At 72.8% G+C, this 19,464-nt stretch carries 16 protein-coding genes; 14 read left to right on the top strand and 2 right to left on the bottom strand.

The features are described 5' to 3' along the window. The first annotated feature begins 142 nt into the window (after positions 1-142). The 14 genes from smc (at position 143) to AH6_RS20885 (ending at position 16,429) form a co-directional block, all read left to right on the top strand. Complete coding sequence (gene smc / locus AH6_RS20950) at positions 143-3,814, top strand: chromosome segregation protein SMC (RefSeq protein WP_067482389.1); 3,672 nt, start codon at positions 143-145, stop codon at positions 3,812-3,814. Between the two features lie 245 nt (positions 3,815-4,059). Beyond that, positions 4,060-5,232, top strand: coding sequence for a signal recognition particle-docking protein FtsY (gene ftsY, locus AH6_RS20945; protein WP_067482387.1), 1,173 nt, complete (start codon positions 4,060-4,062; stop codon positions 5,230-5,232). 273 nt (positions 5,233-5,505) lie between these two features. Then, complete coding sequence (locus AH6_RS20940; RefSeq protein WP_067482385.1) at positions 5,506-6,906, top strand: ammonium transporter; 1,401 nt, start codon at positions 5,506-5,508, stop codon at positions 6,904-6,906. Then, a complete protein-coding gene (locus AH6_RS20935) occupies positions 6,903-7,241 on the top strand; it encodes a P-II family nitrogen regulator (protein ID WP_067482383.1) in 339 nt (112 codons plus the stop codon). The genes AH6_RS20940 and AH6_RS20935 overlap by 4 nt, the downstream gene beginning before the upstream one ends. Before the next feature lie 7 nt (positions 7,242-7,248). Further along, positions 7,249-9,567, top strand: coding sequence for a [protein-PII] uridylyltransferase (locus AH6_RS20930; RefSeq protein ID WP_067482382.1), 2,319 nt, complete (start codon positions 7,249-7,251; stop codon positions 9,565-9,567). Positions 9,568-9,698: 131 nt separating this feature from the next. Then, a complete protein-coding gene (gene ffh, locus AH6_RS20925) occupies positions 9,699-11,276 on the top strand; it encodes a signal recognition particle protein (protein WP_067482380.1) in 1,578 nt (525 codons plus the stop codon). A gap of 278 nt (positions 11,277-11,554) precedes the next feature. After that, complete coding sequence (rpsP, locus tag AH6_RS20920; RefSeq protein ID WP_067482378.1) at positions 11,555-12,025, top strand: 30S ribosomal protein S16; 471 nt, start codon at positions 11,555-11,557, stop codon at positions 12,023-12,025. Between the two features lie 2 nt (positions 12,026-12,027). After that, the gene (locus AH6_RS20915; RefSeq protein ID WP_067482376.1) at positions 12,028-12,270 is read left to right on the top strand and encodes an RNA-binding protein; all 243 of its coding nucleotides are present in this window, start codon (positions 12,028-12,030) and stop codon (positions 12,268-12,270) included. A gap of 133 nt (positions 12,271-12,403) precedes the next feature. Continuing rightward, positions 12,404-12,925 carry a ribosome maturation factor RimM gene (rimM, locus tag AH6_RS20910; RefSeq protein ID WP_067482373.1) on the top strand — a complete coding sequence of 174 codons (522 nt, stop codon included), beginning with the start codon at positions 12,404-12,406 and terminating at the stop codon, positions 12,923-12,925. Continuing rightward, a complete protein-coding gene (gene trmD, locus AH6_RS20905) occupies positions 12,922-13,710 on the top strand; it encodes a tRNA (guanosine(37)-N1)-methyltransferase TrmD (protein ID WP_067482371.1) in 789 nt (262 codons plus the stop codon). The genes rimM and trmD overlap by 4 nt, the downstream gene beginning before the upstream one ends. Before the next feature lie 117 nt (positions 13,711-13,827). Beyond that, positions 13,828-14,181, top strand: a complete 354-nt coding sequence (rplS, locus tag AH6_RS20900; protein WP_067482369.1) for a 50S ribosomal protein L19 — start codon at positions 13,828-13,830, stop codon at positions 14,179-14,181. Positions 14,182-14,336: 155 nt separating this feature from the next. Then, positions 14,337-15,218 carry a signal peptidase I gene (lepB, locus tag AH6_RS20895; RefSeq protein ID WP_067482367.1) on the top strand — a complete coding sequence of 294 codons (882 nt, stop codon included), beginning with the start codon at positions 14,337-14,339 and terminating at the stop codon, positions 15,216-15,218. 159 nt (positions 15,219-15,377) lie between these two features. Beyond that, positions 15,378-16,118, top strand: coding sequence for a ribonuclease HII (locus tag AH6_RS20890; RefSeq protein WP_067482365.1), 741 nt, complete (start codon positions 15,378-15,380; stop codon positions 16,116-16,118). Then, positions 16,115-16,429, top strand: coding sequence for a DUF2469 domain-containing protein (locus tag AH6_RS20885; protein WP_067482363.1), 315 nt, complete (start codon positions 16,115-16,117; stop codon positions 16,427-16,429). The genes AH6_RS20890 and AH6_RS20885 overlap by 4 nt, the downstream gene beginning before the upstream one ends. Positions 16,430-16,771: 342 nt before the next feature. Here AH6_RS20885 and dprA read toward each other — a convergent pair whose 3' ends face one another. Both dprA and AH6_RS20875 read right to left on the bottom strand, forming a co-directional pair. Next, positions 16,772-17,926 carry a DNA-processing protein DprA gene (dprA, locus tag AH6_RS20880; protein WP_067482422.1) on the bottom strand — a complete coding sequence of 385 codons (1,155 nt, stop codon included), beginning with the start codon at positions 17,924-17,926 and terminating at the stop codon, positions 16,772-16,774. Then, the gene (locus tag AH6_RS20875; RefSeq protein WP_067482361.1) at positions 17,914-19,464 is read right to left on the bottom strand and encodes a YifB family Mg chelatase-like AAA ATPase; all 1,551 of its coding nucleotides are present in this window, start codon (positions 19,462-19,464) and stop codon (positions 17,914-17,916) included. Before AH6_RS20875 ends, dprA begins: the two co-directional genes overlap by 13 nt.

The following is a 19,464-nucleotide window of genomic DNA, read 5'->3' as shown; positions in this document are numbered from 1 at the left end:
CGCTCGTCTTGTGCCCGAAGCAAATCAACACGCTGCGGCTGACGGGTCTTGTCGGTCTCGGCCGGTATCGTTCCTCAGGCTCCCGTGTGCGCCGCCGGAGCGCGGTAAGGGGAACCGTAGTCCGGAGGAGGACGGCCACCGCGTGTATCTGAAGACTCTGACGTTGCGCGGCTTCAAGTCCTTCGCGTCCGCCACGACGCTCCGGCTGGAGCCCGGCATCACCTGCGTCGTCGGGCCCAACGGGTCGGGCAAGTCCAACGTCGTGGACGCCCTCGCCTGGGTCATGGGCGAGCAGGGCGCCAAGTCGCTGCGCGGCGGCAAGATGGAGGACGTCATCTTCGCCGGCACCGCCAACCGTGCCCCGCTGGGCCGGGCGGAGGTGGTGCTCACCATCGACAACTCCGACGGCGCGCTGCCCATCGACTACTCCGAGGTCACCATCAGCCGGCTGATGTTCCGGTCGGGGCAGAGCGAGTACGCCATCAACGGCGACTCCTGCCGCCTGCTGGACATCCAGGAGCTGCTGTCGGACTCGGGCATCGGGCGCGAGATGCACGTCATCATCGGGCAGGGGCAGCTCGACCGCGTGCTGCACTCGGGGCCCGAGGGGCGGCGCGCGGTCATCGAGGAGGCCGCCGGCGTCCTCAAGCACCGCAAGCGCAAGGAGAAGGCGCTCCGCAAGCTCGACGCGATGCAGGCCAACCTCACCCGCGTCCAGGACCTCACCGGCGAGCTGCGCCGCCAGCTCAAGCCGCTCGGGCGGCAGGCCGAGATCGCCCGCCGCGCCGCCGTCATCCAGGCCGACCTGCGCGACGCCAAGGCCCGCCTGCTCGCCGACGACCTGGTCACCCTCCGCACCAGGCTCGACCAGGAGGCCGCCGACGAGGCGTCCATCCGGCAGCGTCGCGCCGAGACCGAGCGGGCCCTCGCCGAGGCGCAGGAGCGTGAGGCGGTCCTCGAAGCCGAGGAGGCCGCCGAGGCCCCAAGGCTGGCGCAGGTCCAGGACACCTGGTTCAAGCTCTCGGCGCTCAAGGAGCGTCTCCGGGGCGTCGCCGACCTCGCCGCCGAGCGCCATCGCAACGCCGCCGAAGCGCGGGACGAGGAGCGGCGCGGCCGCGATCCGGAGGACATGGAGCGCGAGGCCGTCGCCATCCGCGAGCAGGAGGAGATGCTCCGCGCCGCGCTGGAGGAGGCCCAGGACGGACTTGCCCGTGCCGTCGAAGAGCGCTCCGGCGGTGAAGAGGCGCTGACCGTCGAAGAGCGCCGGTTGCAGGCCGCCGCCCGTGCCGCCGCCGACCGGCGTGAGGAGCTGGCCCGGTTGCGCGGACGCGTGGAGGCGCTGCGCAGCAAGGCCCAGGCCGGGCAGTCGGAGATCGGACGCCTGGCCGAGGCCCGTGCCGAGGCGGGCCAGCGCGCCGACACCGCCCGGCAGGAGTTCGAGTCCTTCGAGGCCGAGGTCGTCGAGGACCCCGCGCTGGTCGCCGAGCACGAGCTCGCGCAGGAGACCCTCGCCACCGCCAAGGACGCCGCCGAGCAGGCGCGGGCGGCGGTGGACGGTCCCCGCCAGGATCTGAAGGACGCGCGTGCCGCCGTGGCCGCCGCCCGTTCCGCCGACCAGGCCGCGCAGAAGCAGGTCACCGCCCTCCAGGCCCGCATCGAGGCCCTCAACCTGACCCTGGGCAGTGCCGCCGACGGGGGAGAGGCGCTTCTAGCGGCGGGCAACGACGGGGCGTTGGATGGTGTGTTGGGAACCGTCGCGTCCCTGCTGACCGTCCGCTCCGGATACGAGACCGCCATCGCGGCGGCGCTCGGCAACGCCGCTGAGGCCATCGCCGTCGGGTCGCTCGACACCGCCGAGGCCGCCCTGACCCTGCTGCGTTCGCGCGACGCGGGTCGGGCGGGGCTGCTGGTGGGCGGGGGCACTTCTGCTACTCCCGCGCGCGTTGCGGACGTCGACTACGCGGTGGACGCCGTCACGGTTCCCGAGGCGATGCGTCCCGCTCTCCAGCACCTTCTGGGCGATGTGGCCGTGACCGACGACGTCGAGGCCGCGACCGCCCTGGTCCGCCGCGAGCCGTCGTTGCGGGCCGTCACGCGCGACGGTGATCTGATCGGCGCGCACTGGGCGCAGGGCGGCGGTGCCAACGGCGCTCAAGGTCTGCTCCAGATGCGCGCCACCCTCGACCAGGCCGTCGAGGACCTGGCCGCCGCCGAGACCGCCGCTGAGCAGCGCGCCGCCGCGCTCACCGAGGCCATGGACGCCGAGCAGGCCGCCCAGACCGCCCTGGACGCCGCCCAGGCCGCCGTCCAGCAGGCCCAGGGCGGCGTCAACCAGGCTCAGGCCGAACTCGACCGCGTCCGCGCCCGCCTGCGCGAGTTCGACGCCCAGGCCGCGCAGGAAGCCAAGCGCGCCGCCCGTCTGGAGGCCGACGTGCGCGCCGCCCAGGGCGAGGCCGAACGTCTCACCAAGGCTCTGGACGCCGCCCAGGAGTCCCTGGAGACCGACGCCGCCGCGGCCGAGGAACTGGCGATGCGGCTGGCCGAGGCCGAGGAGGCCGCCGAGGTCGCCGAAGAGGCCGGCTACGACACCGACGCCCGCGACGAGCTGAACGCGCGCGTCCAGGAACTGCGCTCCGCCGAGATGGAGGCGCGCCTGACGGTCCGCACCTCCGAGGAGCGTGTGCAGGCCATCGCGGGCCGCGCTGACGCTCTGGAGCGTGGCGCCCGCCGCGAACGCGAGGAGCGCGCCCGCGCCGCCCGCCGCCGCGCCCGCCGCGAGCAGCAGGCCCGCATCGCCGAAGCGGTCGTGCACGGAGCCCGCATCGCCCTGGAGCGCATCGAGCTGTCGCTCGACGCGGCCGTCACCCAGCGCGAGGCCGCCGAACGTGCCCGCGCCGCCCGCGACGCCGAGCTGAAGGTGGTGCGCGGCCAGGTCCGCGAGCTGTCGTCCACCCTGGAACGCCTGGTCAACGTCGTGCACGGCAGCGAGGTCGCGCGCGCCGAGCAGCGGTTGCGGCTGGAGCAGCTCGAACAGCGCGCGCTGGAGGAGTTCGGCCTGGAGGTCGAGGGCCTGGTCAACGAGTACGGCCCCGACCAGCCCGTGCCGCCGCCCGCCGACGCGCCCGAGGACGCCGTGCCCGCCCCCTACGACCGCGCCGTCCAGGAGAAGCGCGCCAAGACCGCCGAACGCCAGCTCACCCAGCTCGGCAAGGTCAACCCGCTGGCGCTGGAGGAGTTCGCGGCGCTGGAGGAGCGGCACGCCTTCCTCACCACCCAGCTCGAAGACCTCAAGAAGACCCGGCGCGAGCTGCTCACCGTCGTCAAGGAGGTCGACGACCGCGTCCAGCAAGTGTTCGCCTCCGCCTACGCCGACACCGAGGCGCAGTTCGCGCGCATCTTCGCCCGGCTGTTCCCCGGCGGCGAGGGCAGCCTGTCGCTGACCGAGCCGGAGGACATGCTCACCACCGGCGTGGAGGTGTCGGCGCGCCCGCCCGGCAAGAAGGTCAAGCGGCTGTCGCTGCTGTCGGGCGGCGAGCGCTCGCTGGTGGCGATCGCGTTCCTGGTCGCGGTGTTCAAGGCCCGCCCGTCCCCGTTCTACGTGCTGGACGAGGTGGAGGCCGCGCTGGACGACACCAACACCCAGCGCCTGCTGACGGTGTTCGAGGAGCTGCGCGAGTCGTCGCAGCTGATCATCATCACGCACCAGAAGCGCACCATGGAGGGCGCCGACGCGCTGTACGGGGTGTCGATGCGCGGCGACGGCGTGACGCAGGTGGTCAGCCAGCGGCTGGAACGCGAGCACGAGCCCGTGTGACCATGGGGCGCCACCCCTCAGAGGCGCCCCATGCCCCGCCGCGCGGAAGGCGGCCCCCACCGGCCCTGATCTGGGCGGCCCCGGAAGAAACCCGAATCCGCACGCGCCGCCCCTGACCGGCCCCGGACAAAGATCCGTTGAAACGGCGGCGGACCTGCGCGAACGGCTCCGCGGCCCGAATCGGCGCCGCCGGAACGTGCGGCGCGTTCGGCGCACGACCGCCCGTCTGGAAAACTGTAGGCGTTATGGAATATCTGATCCTCATCGCCGGGCTGGCCGCCCTCGCCGTGATCGTGGGCGGCGTGATGTTCTTGCGGCCGGGCCGCCGCAAGTCCCGCCCGCCCGTGAAGCCCGCGGACCGGCCCGTCGACATCCTGCCCGGTGGCACCACCACCATCCCCAAGGAGGAGGATCAGGCGGCGCCGCCCGCCGAGCGGGCCCCGCCGGTCCCGACCACCCCGGTCCCGCCCGTCGTCGAGATCGAGAAGCCGCCGCCCGGCGCCGGCCGGCTGGTGCGGCTGCGCGCCCGGCTCGCCCGCTCGCAGGGCGCGCTCGGCAAGACCCTGCTCGGCCTGCTGTCGCGCGACACCCTCGACGACGAGGCCTGGGAGGAGATCGAGGACACCCTGATCGGCGCCGACATCGGCGTCGCGGTGGCCCGCGAGATCACCGAGGGGCTGCGCACCCGGGTCCAGGTCCTGGGCACCCGCACCCCCGCCGAGGTGCGCGCGATGCTCAAGGAGGAGCTGGTCAAGCAGATCGGCCCCGACATCGACCGCTCGCTGAAGACCGAGCCGCACGGCAACCGCCCCGCGGTGCTCATGGTCGTCGGCGTCAACGGCACCGGCAAGACCACCACCTGCGGCAAGCTGGCGCGTGTGCTGGTCGGCGACGGCCGCACCGTGCTGATGGGCGCCGCCGACACCTTCCGCGCCGCCGCCGCCGAGCAGCTGGCGACGTGGGGTTCGCGGGTCGGCGCCGAGGTGGTCCGCAAGGAGGAGGGGGCCGACCCCGCCAGCGTGGCCTTCGACGCCGTCAAGCGCGGCATCGACACCAAGGTCGACACCGTCATCGTCGACACCGCCGGCCGCCTGCACACCAAAACCGGGCTGATGGACGAGCTCGGCAAGGTCAAGCGGGTGATCGAGAAGCAGAGCCAGGTGGACGAGATCCTGCTGGTGCTGGACGCCACCACCGGCCAGAACGGCATGCGGCAGGCCCGCGTGTTCGCCGAGGTCGTCAACGTCACCGGCATCGTGCTGACCAAGCTGGACGGCACCGCCAAGGGCGGCATCGTCGTCCAGGTGCAGCGCGAGCTGGGCGTGCCGGTCAAGCTGGTGGGCCTCGGGGAGGGCCCCGACGACCTGGCCCCGTTCGAGCCGGAGGCGTTCGTGGACGCCATCATCGGCGAGGACTGAGCCGCCCGGACGACGTTCCGGCGCCCCGCCCGCATCTGCCGATGCGGGCGGGGCTTTTTTGTTCGGTGGGAAAGATGTTCCGGTTCCGGAATGTGGTCGCAATGGCGGAAAGCGGGGGCGCGGACGGCACCCGGTGAGGGTTCGGAAACACCCGCGAAACATCGCGGTGTCGGGTTTCACACCGGCGAAACACTCATGCCCCGCATGTGAAACGGCCTGGCTGAAAGCTCCTGGGCAGAGAGCCATTCAACCTCCCCCGAAAGGACGGCCAGCATGCCGCCGGACGTGCTCGAATCGTTGAACTCAGGCGACACCGCCTGGGTTCTGGCCGCTTCCGCTCTGGTCCTGCTGATGACCCCGGGGCTCGCCTTCTTCTACGGTGGCATGTCCCGCTCCAAGAGCGTGCTCAACATGATGATGATGAGCTTCGGGACGATCGCGCTGGTGAGCGTCCTGTGGGTGCTCTACGGGTACTCGCTGGCGTTCTCCGGCGACGTGGGCAACGGGCTCGTCGGCAACCTGGACAAGGTCGGCCTGAAGGACACCCTGCTGACCGCCTCGGGCACCTCGCCCGAGCTGGCGTTCGTCGCCTTCCAGCTGATGTTCGCGATCATCACGCCCGCGCTGATCAGCGGCGCCATCGCCGACCGGGTGAAGTTCGGCGCCTGGATGGTGTTCGTCGGGGTCTGGGTGACGCTCGTCTACTTCCCGGTCGCGCACTGGGTCTTCTACTTCGGCGACACCACCAAGACCGGCGACGGCGGCTGGCTCGCCGACAGCGTCCTGGCGCTGGACTTCGCCGGCGGCACCGCGGTGCACATCAACGCCGGCATGGCCGCCCTCGCGGTCGCCCTGGTCGTGGGCAAGCGCGTGGGGTGGCCGAAGGAGGCCATGCGGCCGCACAACCTGCCGTTCGTGCTGCTGGGCGCGGGCCTGCTGTGGTTCGGCTGGTTCGGGTTCAACGCCGGGTCGGCGCTGGGCGCCAACGGCCAGGCCGCGGTCGCCTTCGTCAACACCCAGGTCGCCACCGGCGCGGCCGCGCTCGGCTGGATCATCGTGGAGAAGATCCGGCACGGGAAGTCCACCACGCTCGGCATCGCCTCCGGCGCGGTCGCGGGCCTGGTCGCCATCACCCCGGCCTGCGCCTCGGTGAACCCGCTCGGCGCGATCGCCATCGGCCTCATCGCCGGCGCGGTGTGCTGCGTGGCGGTGGGCCTGAAGTACAAGCTCGGCTACGACGACTCGCTCGACGTGGTGGGCGTGCACGCGGTCGGCGGCATCGTCGGTGCCCTGCTGATCGGCCTGTTCGCCACCGGCACCGTCACCGGCATCCTCACCCCCGAGTCCGACGGCGTGAGCGGCCTGCTGCTCGGCGGCGGCGTGGAGCAGCTCGGCCGCCAGGCGGTCGGCGTGGTCGCGGTCGGCGGCTTCTCGTTCGTCGCCACCTGGATCATCGCGAAGATCATCGATGTCACGATGGGGCTGCGCATCCCGGCCGAGGACGAGGTCTCCGGCATCGACCAGGCCGCGCACGCCGAGACGGCCTACGACCTGGGCCCGTCCACCGGCGGCGGGTCCGGCGCCCTGGCGGCGGCGCTGGCGGGCGGCAGGCCCGGCGAGGACGCCGGCAACAAGGGCGGCAAGCCCGCGACGAAGGTGGAGGCCGAGGCATGAGGCTGATCACGGCGATCATCAAGCCGTTCAAGCTGGACGAGGTGAAGGCGGCCCTGGAGACCTTCGGGGTCAAGGGCCTGACCATCAGCGAGGCCAGCGGCTACGGCCGGCAGAAGGGGCACACCGAGGTCTACCGGGGCGCCGAGTACAAGGTGGACCTGGTGCCCAAGCTCCGGGTGGAGGTGCTGGTCGAGGACGAGGACGCCGACGACATCATCGACGTCATCGTCAAGGCCGCCCGCACCGACAAGATCGGCGACGGCAAGGTCTGGGCGGTCCCGGTGGACACCGTGGTCCGCGTCCGGACCGGCGAGACCGGCCCGGAAGCGCTGTAGGGCGCCCGTGGTCCTGGCGCACGGAACGGCCGGCGGCGAGACCCGCCCGGCCCGCACCGCCCCCGAGGCCCGCGCCGCCCTGGCGGCGGCGCGGGCCGCACGGGCCGCCGAGCTCGACCGCTGGCTGGCGGGGCTGCTGGCCGCCGAGCGCGTGCCCGGCCGCGAGGCGTCCGGCGGCGTCGCGCTGCTCGCGGTGGGCAGCCACGCCCGCCGCGAGCTGACCCCCGGCGGCGACCTGGACCTGGTGCTGGTGCACCGGGACCGCGACGGCGTCGCCGAGGTCGCCGACCGGGTCTGGTACCCCGTCTGGGACTCCGGGCTGCGGCTGGACCACTCGGTCCGCACCGTCCAGGAGGCCCGCGACGTGGCGCGCACCGACATGAAGGCCGCCCTCGGCCTGCTGTCGGCCCGCCGCATCGCGGGGGAGCAGACCCTGGTGGACGAGCTGCGCGCCGCCGTCCTGGCCGACTGGCGGGCCGACGCCCGCCGCCGCCTGGGCGAGCTGGCCGCGATGTGCCGTGAACGCTGGGAGACGCAGGGCGAGCTGGCGTTCCTGCTGGAACCCGACCTCAAGGAGGCCCACGGCGGCCTGCGCGACGTGCACGTCATGCAGGCGGTCGCCGCCTCGTGGGTGGCGTCGGCTCCCGACGCGCGTGTGCGCGCCGCCCACGACCTGCTGCTGGACATCCGGCACGCTTTGCACGAGTCCACGGGCCGCTCGGCCGACCGCCTGGTCCTCCAGGAGCAGCAGGCGGTCGCGCAGGCGCTCGGTCTGCTGGACGCCGACGCGCTGATGCGTTCGATCGCGGAGTCCGCCCGTACCGTCACCCACGCTGGTGACCACCTGTGGCGGCGCGTCGAACGTTTCTGCCGTCCCCGCCGGGCCGCCCGCCCCGCCGAGCGTCGCCCCGTCGGCGACGGCGTGGTCGAGCAGGACGGCGAAGTGGTGCTGGCCCGCAACGCCGACCTGAAGGACCCCGCGCTGATCCTGCGCGTCGCGGCCGCCGCCGCCCAGGAGGGCCTGCCCCTGGCCCCTGCGACCGTGGACCGCCTCGCCGAGCACGCCGCGCTGCCGCGCGCGCCCTGGCCCGCCACGGCGCGCGACGCCCTGGTGTCGCTGCTGGGCGCGGGCCCCGCCGCGATCGGCGTCTGGGAGACGCTGGACCAGGCCGGGCTGATCGTGCGGTTGCTTCCCGATTGGGAACGTGTCCGCAACCGGCCGCAGCGCAACCCGTTCCACCGCTACACCGTGGACCGCCACCTGGTGGAGGCCGCCGCGGGCGCGGCGGCCCTGACGCGCGAGGTGGCCCGTCCCGACCTGCTGCTGGTCGGCGCGCTCCTGCACGACATCGGCAAGGGCTACCCCGGTGACCACTCGGTCGGCGGCGCGGTGGTCGCCCGCGACCTGGGCGCCCGCCTGGGCTTCGCGCAGGCCGACGTCCAGGTGCTGGAGACGATGGTCCGGCACCACCTGCTGCTGCCCGAGACGGCGACCCGCCGCGACATCGACGACCCGGTCACGGTCAGCACCGTGACGGCCGCCGTCGCGGCCGTGCCGGGCCGAGAGCGCGAGGTCTTGGAACTCCTGGCCGCCTTGGCGGTGGCCGACGGGCAGGCGACGGGCCCGTCCGCGTGGGGCGCGTGGAAGGCGCGCCAGATCACCGAGCTGACGCGACGAGCGGCGGCCGCGCTGGCCGGAGGGACGCCGCCGCCCCCGCCCTCGCTGGGCCCGGAACACCTGGCGCTGGCCCGTCACGACGGGGCGGCGGTACGGGTGGCGGGCTCGCGCATCACGATCGCGGCCCCCGACCGTCCCGGCCTGCTGTGGCGTGCGGCGGGCGTGCTGGCGCTGCATCGCCTGGCGGTGAAAACGGCCCGGACGGTGGCCAACGGCACCCCGACGGCCGTCCTGGACTTCACGGCCGTCCCCGAATACGGCTCCCCGCCCGACCCGGCGGCGCTGGAGTCGGACCTGCGGCTCATGCTGGCCGACCGCCTGGACGTGGCGGCCCGCCTGGACCGGCGGGCCCGCTCGGTCCGCGTGCGCCCGGGAACGCCGGTCCCGCCGCCCCGCGTCACGATCGTGGACGACGCGTCCCACACCGCGACGGTCGTGGAAGTGCGCGCCCACGACCGTCCGGGCCTGCTGTGGCGGGTGGGCCAGGCGCTGGGGGAGTGCGGCCTCCAGGTGCGCGGCGCGCAGGTGGACACCCTGGGCGCCGAGGCCGTGGACGTCTTCTACGTGGTGGACGCGGACGGCGCGCCCCTCACGGACGGGGAGGTCCTGAACGAGGTGCGGCGAAAGGTCCTGGCCGCCTTGGCATAGCGTTCGCGGCGGCGGAACGCGGGGCCTTCAGCGTCTGCGGAAGCCCGAAGTCGCCAAGCGGCGGACGCCGCCGAATGACCCGATACTCTGATAGCCGATCCCAGAAGCTTTCCAAGGACGGGTCCAGACACGTGTTCGAGACGCTCTCCGACCGGTTGACGACGGTCTTCTCGTCGTTGCGCAGCAAGGGTCGCCTCTCCGAGGCCGACATCGACGCGACGGCTCGCGAGATCCGCATCGCGCTGCTCGAGGCCGACGTGGCGCTGCCCGTCGTCCGGGCCTTCATCGCCCAGATCAAGGAACGGGCGGCCGGCGCGGAGGTCTCCCAGGCGCTGAACCCGGCCCAGCAGGTCGTCAAGATCGTCAACGAGGAGCTCATCAACATCCTCGGCGGCGAGACGCGCCGGATCCGCTTCGCCAAGAACCCGCCGACCGTGATCATGCTGGCGGGCCTGCAGGGCGCCGGCAAGACCACCCTGGCCGGCAAGCTGGCCCGCTGGCTGAAGGCCGAGGGGCACGCGCCGCTGCTGGTGGCGGCCGACCTCCAGCGGCCTAACGCCGTGCAGCAGCTCCAGGTGGTCGGCGAGCGCGCCGGCGTGCCGGTGTTCGCGCCCGAGCCCGGCAGCGGCGTCGGCGACCCGGTGGCGGTGGCCCGCCGCTCCATCGACCAGGCCCGGCACGCCCAGCACGACGTGGTGATCGTCGACACCGCGGGCCGGCTCGGCATCGACGCCGAGATGATGCAGCAGGCCGTCGACATCCGCGCGGCGGTGAACCCCGACGAGGTCCTGTTCGTCGTCGACGCCATGGTCGGCCAGGACGCGGTCAACACCGCCCAGGCGTTCATGGACGGCGTCGGCTTCGACGGCGTGGTGCTCACCAAGCTCGACGGCGACGCGCGCGGCGGCGCGGCCCTGTCGGTGCGGCACATCACCGGCCGCCCGATCATGTTCGCCTCCACCGGCGAGAAGCTGGAGGACTTCAGCGTCTTCCACCCCGACCGCATGGCCGGGCGCATCCTCGACATGGGCGACATCCTCACCCTGATCGAGCAGGCCGAGCAGGCGTTCGACGCCAAGCAGGCCGAGAAGATGACCACCAAGTTCGCCTCGGGTGAGGACTTCACCCTGGAGGACTTCCTCGAACAGATGATGATGATCCGCAAGCTCGGGCCGATCGGCAACCTGCTGGGCATGATGCCCGGCATGGGGCAGGTCCGCGACCAGGTCAGCCAGATCGACGACAAGGACCTGGACCGGGTCGCGGCCATCATCCGCTCGATGACCCCCGACGAGCGCGCCAACCCCAAGATGATCAACGGGTCGCGGCGGGCCCGCATCGCCAAGGGCTCGGGCGTCAGCGTCGGCGAGGTCAGCAGCCTGGTCACCCGCTTCTTCGACGCCCAGAAGATGGTGCGCCAGATGGCCGGCGGCATGGGCATCCCCGGCATGCCGGGCCGCCGCAACGCCAAGAAGGCCGCCAAGGCCGCCAAGAACAAGAAGGGCAAGCAGCGCAGCGGCGACCCGCGCAAGCGCGCCGGCGGCGCCCAGCGCCCCGAGGAGCAGCCCGCGGCCGACGGCGCGCCCCAAGGCCTGCCCCCGGGCCTCGGCGGCGGCCCCGGCGGTCTCCCGCCCGGCCTGGGCGGCCAGCTTCCGCCCGGCTTCCAGATGCCCGACCTGGGCAAGCTGCAGGGCCGCAAGAAGAAGTAACGCCGCGTCTCCGGCCCGGTCCGTCGAAAAGGCGGGCCGGGCCGCCGCGTTCGCGGGACGGCGACCGCGCCGTCACGCGGCGCAGTGGCCGCGTGTCACCGCACGATTGCGCTTTTACCCCGATCGTCTGGCAGAATGGCAGGCTGGAAACCCCGGATTCGCCAAGGCGCCCTCTCTCGTCCTGTGCGGCCGGAGTCCATCGAACGGCCGGGAGCCGGTGTTTCCCCACCTGGCGAGGCCCGTTCACCCTGTGAAGAAGTCTGGAGTACACCACACCCGTGGCAGTCAAGATCAAGCTCAAGCGTCTGGGGAAGATCCGGAACCCGCAGTACCGGATCGTCGTCGCCGATGCCCGCACCAAGCGTGACGGCCGGGCCATCGAGGAGATCGGGCTCTACCAGCCCAAGCAGGAGCCCTCGCTCATCCAGATCGACTCCGAGCGGGCGCAGTACTGGCTGGGCGTCGGCGCGCAGCCGACCGAGCCGGTCCTCAACCTGCTGAAGATCACCGGCGACTGGCAGAAGTTCAAGGGCGAGCCCGGCGCCGAGGGCACCCTGCGCGTCGCCGAGCCCAAGGCCGACAAGAAGGCCGTCTTCGAGGCCGCCGTCAAGGAGTCCATGGGCGACGCGCCCGAGGCCCCGGCGCCCAAGGCCAAGAAGAAGGCCGAGCCCAAGAAGGACGAGCCGAAGAAGGCCGACGCCGACGCCGAGGCCGCCGCCGAGACCACCGAAGTCAAGAGCGAGGGCTGACCGTGCTCGAAGAAGCGCTCGAGCACCTGGTGCGCGGGATCGTCGAGCACCCGGACGACGTCCGGGTGCGCGCCCGCCGCATCCGGGGCGGCCGGGTCCTCGAGGTGCGCGTGCACCCCGACGACCTGGGCAAGGTCATCGGCCGCAGCGGTCGTACCGCCAAGGCCCTGCGCACCGTGATCAGCGCCCTGTCGGGCGGCCGGTACGTGCGCGTGGACCTGCTCGACGTCAACGAGGTCCGCTGACCGTGGCTCCCCGGCACTCCCGGCGCGCCGCGGCGTGCCGGGGCTCCCACGGCGGTCCCCCGGCCCACCGGGGCCGGCCGTTCCCCACCGCGCTCGGCTCCCGCGCCGGCCACGCCCCCCGGGCGGGCCGGCGATGACCGAGCAGCCGATGGTGATCGGCCGGATCGGCCGGCCGCACGGGATCCGCGGCGAGCTGACCATCGACGTCCGCACCGACGACCCGGATCTCCGGTTCGCCGCGGGCGTCCGGCTCGCCACCGACCCCGCGTCCGCCGGTCCGCTGACCGTCGACCGGCCCCGCTGGCACTCGGGCCGCCTGCTCGTGCGCTTCGCAGGGGTCGACGACCGCACCGCCGCCGAGCAGTTGCGCGGCGTCTGGCTGGTCGTCGATCCCGCCGACATCCTCGTCTCCGACGACCCCGACGACTTCCACGACCAGGAACTGGTCGGGCTCGCCGTCGTCACCGTCGGGGGCGAGCGGGTCGGCACCGTCACCGAGATCCGGCACCATGCCCAGGACCTGCTGGTCATCGGCCGGGACTCGGGGGGCGAGGCGCTGGTGCCCTTCGTGGCCGCGCTCGTCCCCGAGGTGGACGTTCCCGCCGGGCGGCTGGTCATCGACCCGCCGCCCGGCCTGCTCGACGACGGATCATGAAACTCGACATCGTCTCGATCTTCCCGGAGTACTTCGCTCCGCTGGAGGTCTCCCTGCTGGGCAAGGCCCGCCGCACCGGGCTGCTGGACGTCCGCGTCCACGACCTGCGGCGCTGGACCCACGACCGGCACAACACCGTGGACGACACCCCCTACGGCGGGGGGCCGGGCATGGTGATGAAGCCCGAGCCGTGGGGCGAGGCGCTGGACGCCATCGCCCCGCCGTCGGGCGGCGCCGTCCCGCGGCTGGTCGTCCCCACCCCCAGCGGCCGCCCGTTCACCCAGGTCATGGCCGCCGAGTTCGCGGCCGAGCCCTGGCTGCTGTTCGCCTGCGGCCGCTACGAGGGCATCGACCGGCGCGTCTACGACGAGGCCGCCGCCCGCATGCCGGTGACCGAGGTCAGCCTCGGCGACTTCGTGCTGGCCGGCGGCGAGGTGGCCGTCCTGGTCATGATCGAGGCCGTCAGCCGGCTGGTGCCGGGCGTGCTCGGCAACACCGACTCGGTCACCGACGACTCGTTCGCGCCCGGCGCGATGGAGTCGCTGCTGGAGGGGCCGGTCTTCACCAAGCCGCCGCTGTGGCGGGACCGTCCGGTACCGGAGATCCTCCTGTCCGGAAACCACGGCGCGATCGCCCGCTGGCGGCGCGACCAGGCGCTGCGCCGCACCGCCCGGTACCGCCCCGACCTGCTCGCCCGGCTGGACCGGGCGGCCCTCGACAAGCACGACCTGGCCACCCTCGCCGACGCCGGTTTTCCGGTTGACGGCGAAGATATGGCAGACTAGAGCGTCTGCCGTGTGCCCCGGCACCCGGCCCAACTGATCCACTCCGCGCGGCGCGACGCCCCCGTCCAGAGCACCACCGGGGCCTCTCGACGCTCGCGTTCGACTCATGAGGAAGCCATGCACACCCTGATCCAGGAGATCGAGAACGCCGCGCTGCGCGCCGACCACCCGGACTTCCGTCCCGGTGACTCGGTCAAGGTGCACGCCCGCATCACCGAGGGCAAGGTCACCCGAGTCCAGGTCTTCGAAGGCGTCGTGATCCGCCGGCAGGGCGGCGGCGCCCGTGAGACCTTCACCGTCCGCAAGGTGAGCAAGGGCGGCTACGGCGTCGAGCGCACCTGGCCGCTCAACAGCCCGCACATCGAGAAGCTCGAGGTCACCACCCGCGGCGACGTGCGCCGCGCCAAGCTCTACTACCTGCGCAACCTGCGCGGCAAGGCCGCGCGCATCAAGGAGAAGCGCGACTTCTGAGCCTGCTCCGACAACGCCCCGGGAACCCTTTTCGGTTGCCGGGGCGTTGCCCGTTGCGAGCGGGAACTGGCGACGACACGCCTGTGCACGGGGTCTTGCGGGCCCGACGCCGATAGGCTTTCGCTCTGATGACAGACGAGGACGATCGGAGAGACGTGCGTTCCGAAGCCGAGGGCGCGGTGCCCGAAGAGAAGCAGCCCGTGGCCCCCGACCCGGAGAGCACCGACGACGACACCGGCGACACCGGCGGCAAGCGCAAGAAGAAGCAGGGCTCCTTCTGGAAGGAGCTCCCGGTCCTGATCGGCGTCGCCCTGGTCCTGGCGCTGGTCATCAAGGCGTTCGCGGTCCAGGCGTTCTACATCCCGTCCGGCTCGATGGAGAACACCCTCCAGATCGGCGACCGGGTCCTCGTCAACAAGATCGTCTACCACACCCGCGACATCGCCCGCGGTGACATCGTGGTCTTCAACGGCGTGGACTCCTGGGACCCCGAGACCACCATCCAGGAGCCGACCAACCCGGTCGCGAAGGTCCTGCGCGCGATCGGCGGCGCCTTCGGCGTGGCGCCGAACGAGAAGGACTACATCAAGCGCGTCATCGGCGTCCCCGGCGACACCGTCAAGTGTTGCGACGCCCAGGACCGGGTGACCGTCAACGGCGTCGCCCTGGACGAGAAGTCCTACCTGTTCACCGACCCGGCGACCGGCGAGCAGAACAAGCCCTCCAACGAGCGCTTCGAGGTGAAGGTCCAGCAGGGCCAGCTGTGGGTCATGGGCGACCACCGGGAGCTGTCCTACGACTCCCGCTCCCACCGCGGCGACCCGGGCGGCGGCACCATCCCGATCAACCGCGTCATCGGCCGCGCCTTCGTGATCGTCTGGCCGCCGAGCCGCGTCGGCACCCTGCCGATCCCGGGGACCTTCAAGCAGCCGACGCTGAAGGCCGCGATGGCCACGACCCCGGCGACCCCCCTGGCGCTGGGCCTGGTGGGCGCGGTCCCCCTGACCTACCTACGCCGCCGCTTCCGCAACCGCTGACCTCGTCCCGGCTCTGTCCCGGCTCCATCCCGGTCCCGCTCCCGCCGCTCCGCGGCAGGGGCGCTGACCTGGGGCGGCCGGGCAGGGTGACCCAGGGCATGCCGGAGAAGGCGGGATTCGGGACGCCTTGGGGTGCCGAGGCGACGTACCCTGCGGTGCATGAAGGGTCGTCCACTCCGTTTCACGCCGCGCCGTGACGCCGGGCTGTACGCCTACGAGCAGGCGCTGGGGCATGCCGGGTTCCGGCCGGTCGCCGGGGTCGACGAGGCCGGGCGGGGAGCGTGCGCCGGGCCGCTGGTCGTCGGAGCGGTGATCCTGCCGGAGGGTCGGCGCGGGCGGATCGAGGGCCTCACCGACTCCAAGCTGCTCACCCCGGCGCGTCGCGAGGCGGTCTACGAGCGGATCGTCGCGCAGGCGGAGGCGTGGAGCGCCGTGGTGATCCCCTGCCATGACATCGACCGCATCGGGGTGCATCGCTGCAACATCACCGGCATGCGGCGGGCCCTGATGGCGCTGGAGCGGCGACCCGCGTACGTGCTGAGCGACGGCTTCCCGGTGCCGGGCCTGACGGTGCCCGCTCTGGCGGTGATCAAGGGCGACCGGGTGGCCGCCTGCGTGGCCGCCGCCTCGGTGATCGCCAAAGTGACCCGGGACCGGATCATGGTCGGGCTGCACGAGCGTTATCCCGAGTACGGCTTCGACGTGCACAAGGGGTATGTCACCCGGGAGCACACGGCGGCGCTGCACGAGCACGGGCCTTGTCCTGAGCATCGTTTCTCCTACGCCAACGTCGGGCGGGCGTTGCGCAACAATGGGGAGGTGGCCTTGGGGGAGGAGACCGGGGACCCGCCGGTGCGGCGGGCTCCCGGCGCGGGCCGGACGGAAGGGGCACCAGCGTGAGCGCCGAAGATCTCGAAAAGTACGAAACAGAGATGGAACTGCAGCTCTATCGCGAGTACCGCGATGTCGTCGGGCTGTTCACCTACGTGGTGGAGACCGAGCGCAGGTTCTATCTGACCAACACGGTCGACCTCCAGGTGCGGAGCACCGACAACGGCGAGGTCTTCTTCGAGGTCACCATGCAGGACGCCTGGGTCTGGGACATGTACCGACCTGCACGTTTTGTGAAGAACGTCCGTGTTGTCACCTTCAAAGACGTCAACATCGAGGAACTCCCCAAGAGCGACTTCGAACTGCCCGCCGACCAGTAATCCCTGCCTCTCCCGCACGTGCGGCGGGGTGGTGTTGTCGACGAGAGCCGGCGGCGTCTTCGACTCCCAGCGACAACATCTTGCCGATTGCCGATATGCGAGCGGTTGCGCATACAACGGCGCGGAGGGGCGCGTATGCCGTGGTTTGAGTAGTCGTGCATGTGGCGGCGCGTGTGCGCATGCAGGTCACCGTCCACACGGTCGTGCCGGTGATGGTGCGTGCGGTCGTGCATGCAGCCGTGCCTGTGGTGTGGACGGTTTGGTGCGCTGCGGGGCAGGGGGCGTGGGCGTGGCTGTACGGGGCGATGTGCGAGTGCGCTGCGGTTGCTCATTGGAGGGCCCTTAGGATTTGGCGGCGGCGGTCAGGCGCCAGCCGCCGTTGGCGCGTTCGATGAAGCCCGCCGCCGACAGCAGGCCGAGCTTGGCGTTCAGGGCCGCGAGGTCCATTCCCGCCTTGGCGGCCAACTGGGCGGGGCCTGCCGCGCCTCGGGACGGGAAGACCTCCAGGACCGAGCGGGTCACCGGGTCGAGGCGGTCGCGGGGCAGGACGGGGGCTTCGGGGTCCGGGGCGAGGTCCGCGCCGATGCGGCCGACGGCCTCGATGACCTCCTCGGCGCGGGTGATCAGTACGGCGGGCGGGTGGTCGCGGAGCAGGCGGTGGCAGCCGACCGAGGTGGCCGCGGTGACGGGGCCGGGGACCGCCATCACCTCGCGGCCCAGCCGCTGCGCCCAGGCGGCCGTGCTGAGCGCGCCGCTGCGGCGTTGGGCCTCCACCACCACGGTGCCCCGGGACAGGGCGGCGATCACCCGGTTGCGGACCAGGAAGCGCAGCCGTTGCGGGACGGTGCCCGGCGGGGACTCGCTGACCAGCAGGGCGCGGCGGGCCATCTCGGTGAACAGGCCGTCGTTGGAGGCCGGATAGGGGACGTCCACGCCGTTGGCGAAGACCGCCACCGTCGGGCCGTCGGCCGCGAGGGCGCCCTTGTGGGCGGCCGAGTCGATGCCCAGGGCGCCGCCGGAGACCACCGCCCACCGGCGTTCGGCCAGCTCGGCGCCCAGCTCGGCCGCCACCCGCAGGCCGTAGGGGGAGGCGGCGCGGGCGCCGACCACGGCGACCGAGCGCAGGCAGGTGTGGCGCAGGTCGTCCGGGCCGCGCAGCCACAGGGCGTAGGGGCGCTCGTCGCCCAGGTCGTCCAGGGTGGTCGGCCATTCGGTGTCGCCGGGGCAGACCAGGCGGCAGTTGAGGTGTTCGGTGACGGCCAGGTCCTGCTCGGGGGTCGCCGTCGCCAGGCGGATGCGCCAGTGCTCCAGGCGGGCGGCGATCCGGGCCCTGTCGTGGGGAGAGGGCGCTAACTCGTCGGGGACGGTGCCGGTGCAGATGTTCTCCAGGGCTCCGGCCGGGCCGGAGTGGTCGATCAGCCGGTTGATCAGGGACTCGCCCGGTTCGGCGATGGCGCAGAGGACGGCTCGGGCCGTTCGGTCGTTCACGGCCGCCATCCCGACCACAGGGCCAGGGCGCCGCCGATGTCGTCGGCGCTGGGTCTGTCGCGACCGGCCAGGTCGGCGAGGGTCCAGGCGACGCGGAGGACGCGGTCCAGGCCGCGGGCACTGAGCGAGCCGTTCTGCAGGGCGTCGTCGGCGGTGAGCATGGCGTCTCCCGAGGGGACGAAGCGGCGGCGCAGTTCGGGGCCGGGGATCTCGCTGTTGGCGCGCCAGGGCGTGTCGGCCAGGCGTTTGAGGGTGCGTTCGCGGGCGGCCAGCACCCGGTCGGCGACCACGGTGCTGGACTCGGCGAGTTCGAGGTCGTAGCGGAGTTCGGCGCGGCTGGCGGGGGTCAGTTCGAGCTTGAGGTCGACGCGGTCCAGGAGCGGCCCGGAGATGCGGGTGAGGTACTTGCGGCGGACGGCCGGCGGGCAGGAGCAGTCGATCTGCTTGGCCGCCGCGCACGGGCACGGGTTCGCCGCCAGGACGAGCGTGAAGCGGGCGGGGAAGGTGGCGGTGCCCTCGGCGCGGGCGATGTGGACCTCGCCCTCCTCCAGGGGTTGGCGGAGCGCGTCCAGGGTGCCGTTCATGAACTCCGGCGCTTCGTCGAGGAAGAGGATGCCGCGATGGGCCAGGGAGACCGCCCCGGGTTGCAGGGACCGGCCCGATCCGCCGCCCACCATCGCCGCGCGGGTGGCGGTGTGGTGCGGTGCGTGGAACGGCGGCCGGACGATGAGGGGCTGGCCGGGCGGCAGGGTGCCCGCGATCGAGTGGACGGCGGTGACCTCCAGGGCGGCCTCCCGGTCGAGGGGCGGCAGGAGGGTGGGCAGGCGTTCGGCGAGCATCGTCTTCCCGCAGCCCGGCGGCCCGGAGAAGAACAGGTGGTGGCCGCCCGCGGCGCTGATCTCCAGCGCGCGGCGCGCCTCGGCCTGGCCCCGGACGTCGGCGAGGTCCAGGCCGGTACGGCGGTCGGGAGCGCGCAGCGGCAGGGTCTCGGAGGGGCGTGGCAGCGGTTCCTCTTCCTCCTCGGGCGGGGGCGGCTCGTCGCGGAGCAGGCACAGCAGGGCGCGCAGCGTTCCGGCGGACACGATCTCCACCCCCGGGACCAGTTCGGCTTCGGCGGCGTTGGCGCGCGGCACGACGATGGTGCGGCACCCGGCGTTCGCCGCCGTCAGGACGGCGGGCAGCACTCCGGGGATGGGACGGATGCGGCCGTCCAGCCCCAGCTCGCCGATGAACACCAGACCGGTGCAGGATTGGGCGGGCACGGCTCCGGCGGCGGCCATGAGGGCTGTGGCGATAGCAAGATCGAATGTTGAGCCCGCTTTGGGGCGGCTGGCGGGGAACAGGGACACCGTGACGTGCCGGTTGGGATAGTCCTCGTCCGAATTGAAGATCGCCGCGCGGACGCGGTCGCGGGACTCGCTGAGCGCGGTGTCGGGCAGCCCGACCAGGTGCAGGCCCGGGACGCCGCTGGTGATGGCGGCCTCCACGTCCACGACGAAGCCGTCGACGCCGACCAGGCAGACCGCGCGGGTCTTGGCGAGCGTCAT

This window comes from Actinomadura hibisca NBRC 15177 (assembly GCF_001552635.1).
Classification (GTDB): Bacteria; Actinomycetota; Actinomycetes; order Streptosporangiales; family Streptosporangiaceae; genus Spirillospora; species Spirillospora hibisca.
Note: the sequence above shows the minus strand (reverse complement) of the source record. Positions and strands in the feature narration are given on the sequence as shown.

What these genes read in the sequence shown, in the direction of transcription:
- ftsY (WP_067482387.1), top strand. Translation starts at nt 4,060, where the DNA reads ATGGAATATCTGATCCTCATCGCCGGGCTGGCCGCCCTCGCCGTGATC.
- AH6_RS20940 (WP_067482385.1), top strand. Translation starts at nt 5,506, where the DNA reads ATGCCGCCGGACGTGCTCGAATCGTTGAACTCAGGCGACACCGCCTGG.
- AH6_RS20935 (WP_067482383.1), top strand. Translation starts at nt 6,903, where the DNA reads ATGAGGCTGATCACGGCGATCATCAAGCCGTTCAAGCTGGACGAGGTG.
- rimM (WP_067482373.1), top strand. Translation starts at nt 12,404, where the DNA reads ATGACCGAGCAGCCGATGGTGATCGGCCGGATCGGCCGGCCGCACGGG.
- trmD (WP_067482371.1), top strand. Translation starts at nt 12,922, where the DNA reads ATGAAACTCGACATCGTCTCGATCTTCCCGGAGTACTTCGCTCCGCTG.
- rplS (WP_067482369.1), top strand. Translation starts at nt 13,828, where the DNA reads ATGCACACCCTGATCCAGGAGATCGAGAACGCCGCGCTGCGCGCCGAC.
- AH6_RS20890 (WP_067482365.1), top strand. Translation starts at nt 15,378, where the DNA reads ATGAAGGGTCGTCCACTCCGTTTCACGCCGCGCCGTGACGCCGGGCTG.
- dprA (WP_067482422.1), bottom strand. Translation starts at nt 17,926, where the DNA reads ATGGCGGCCGTGAACGACCGAACGGCCCGAGCCGTCCTCTGCGCCATC.
- AH6_RS20875 (WP_067482361.1), bottom strand. Translation starts at nt 19,464, where the DNA reads ATGACGCTCGCCAAGACCCGCGCGGTCTGCCTGGTCGGCGTCGACGGC.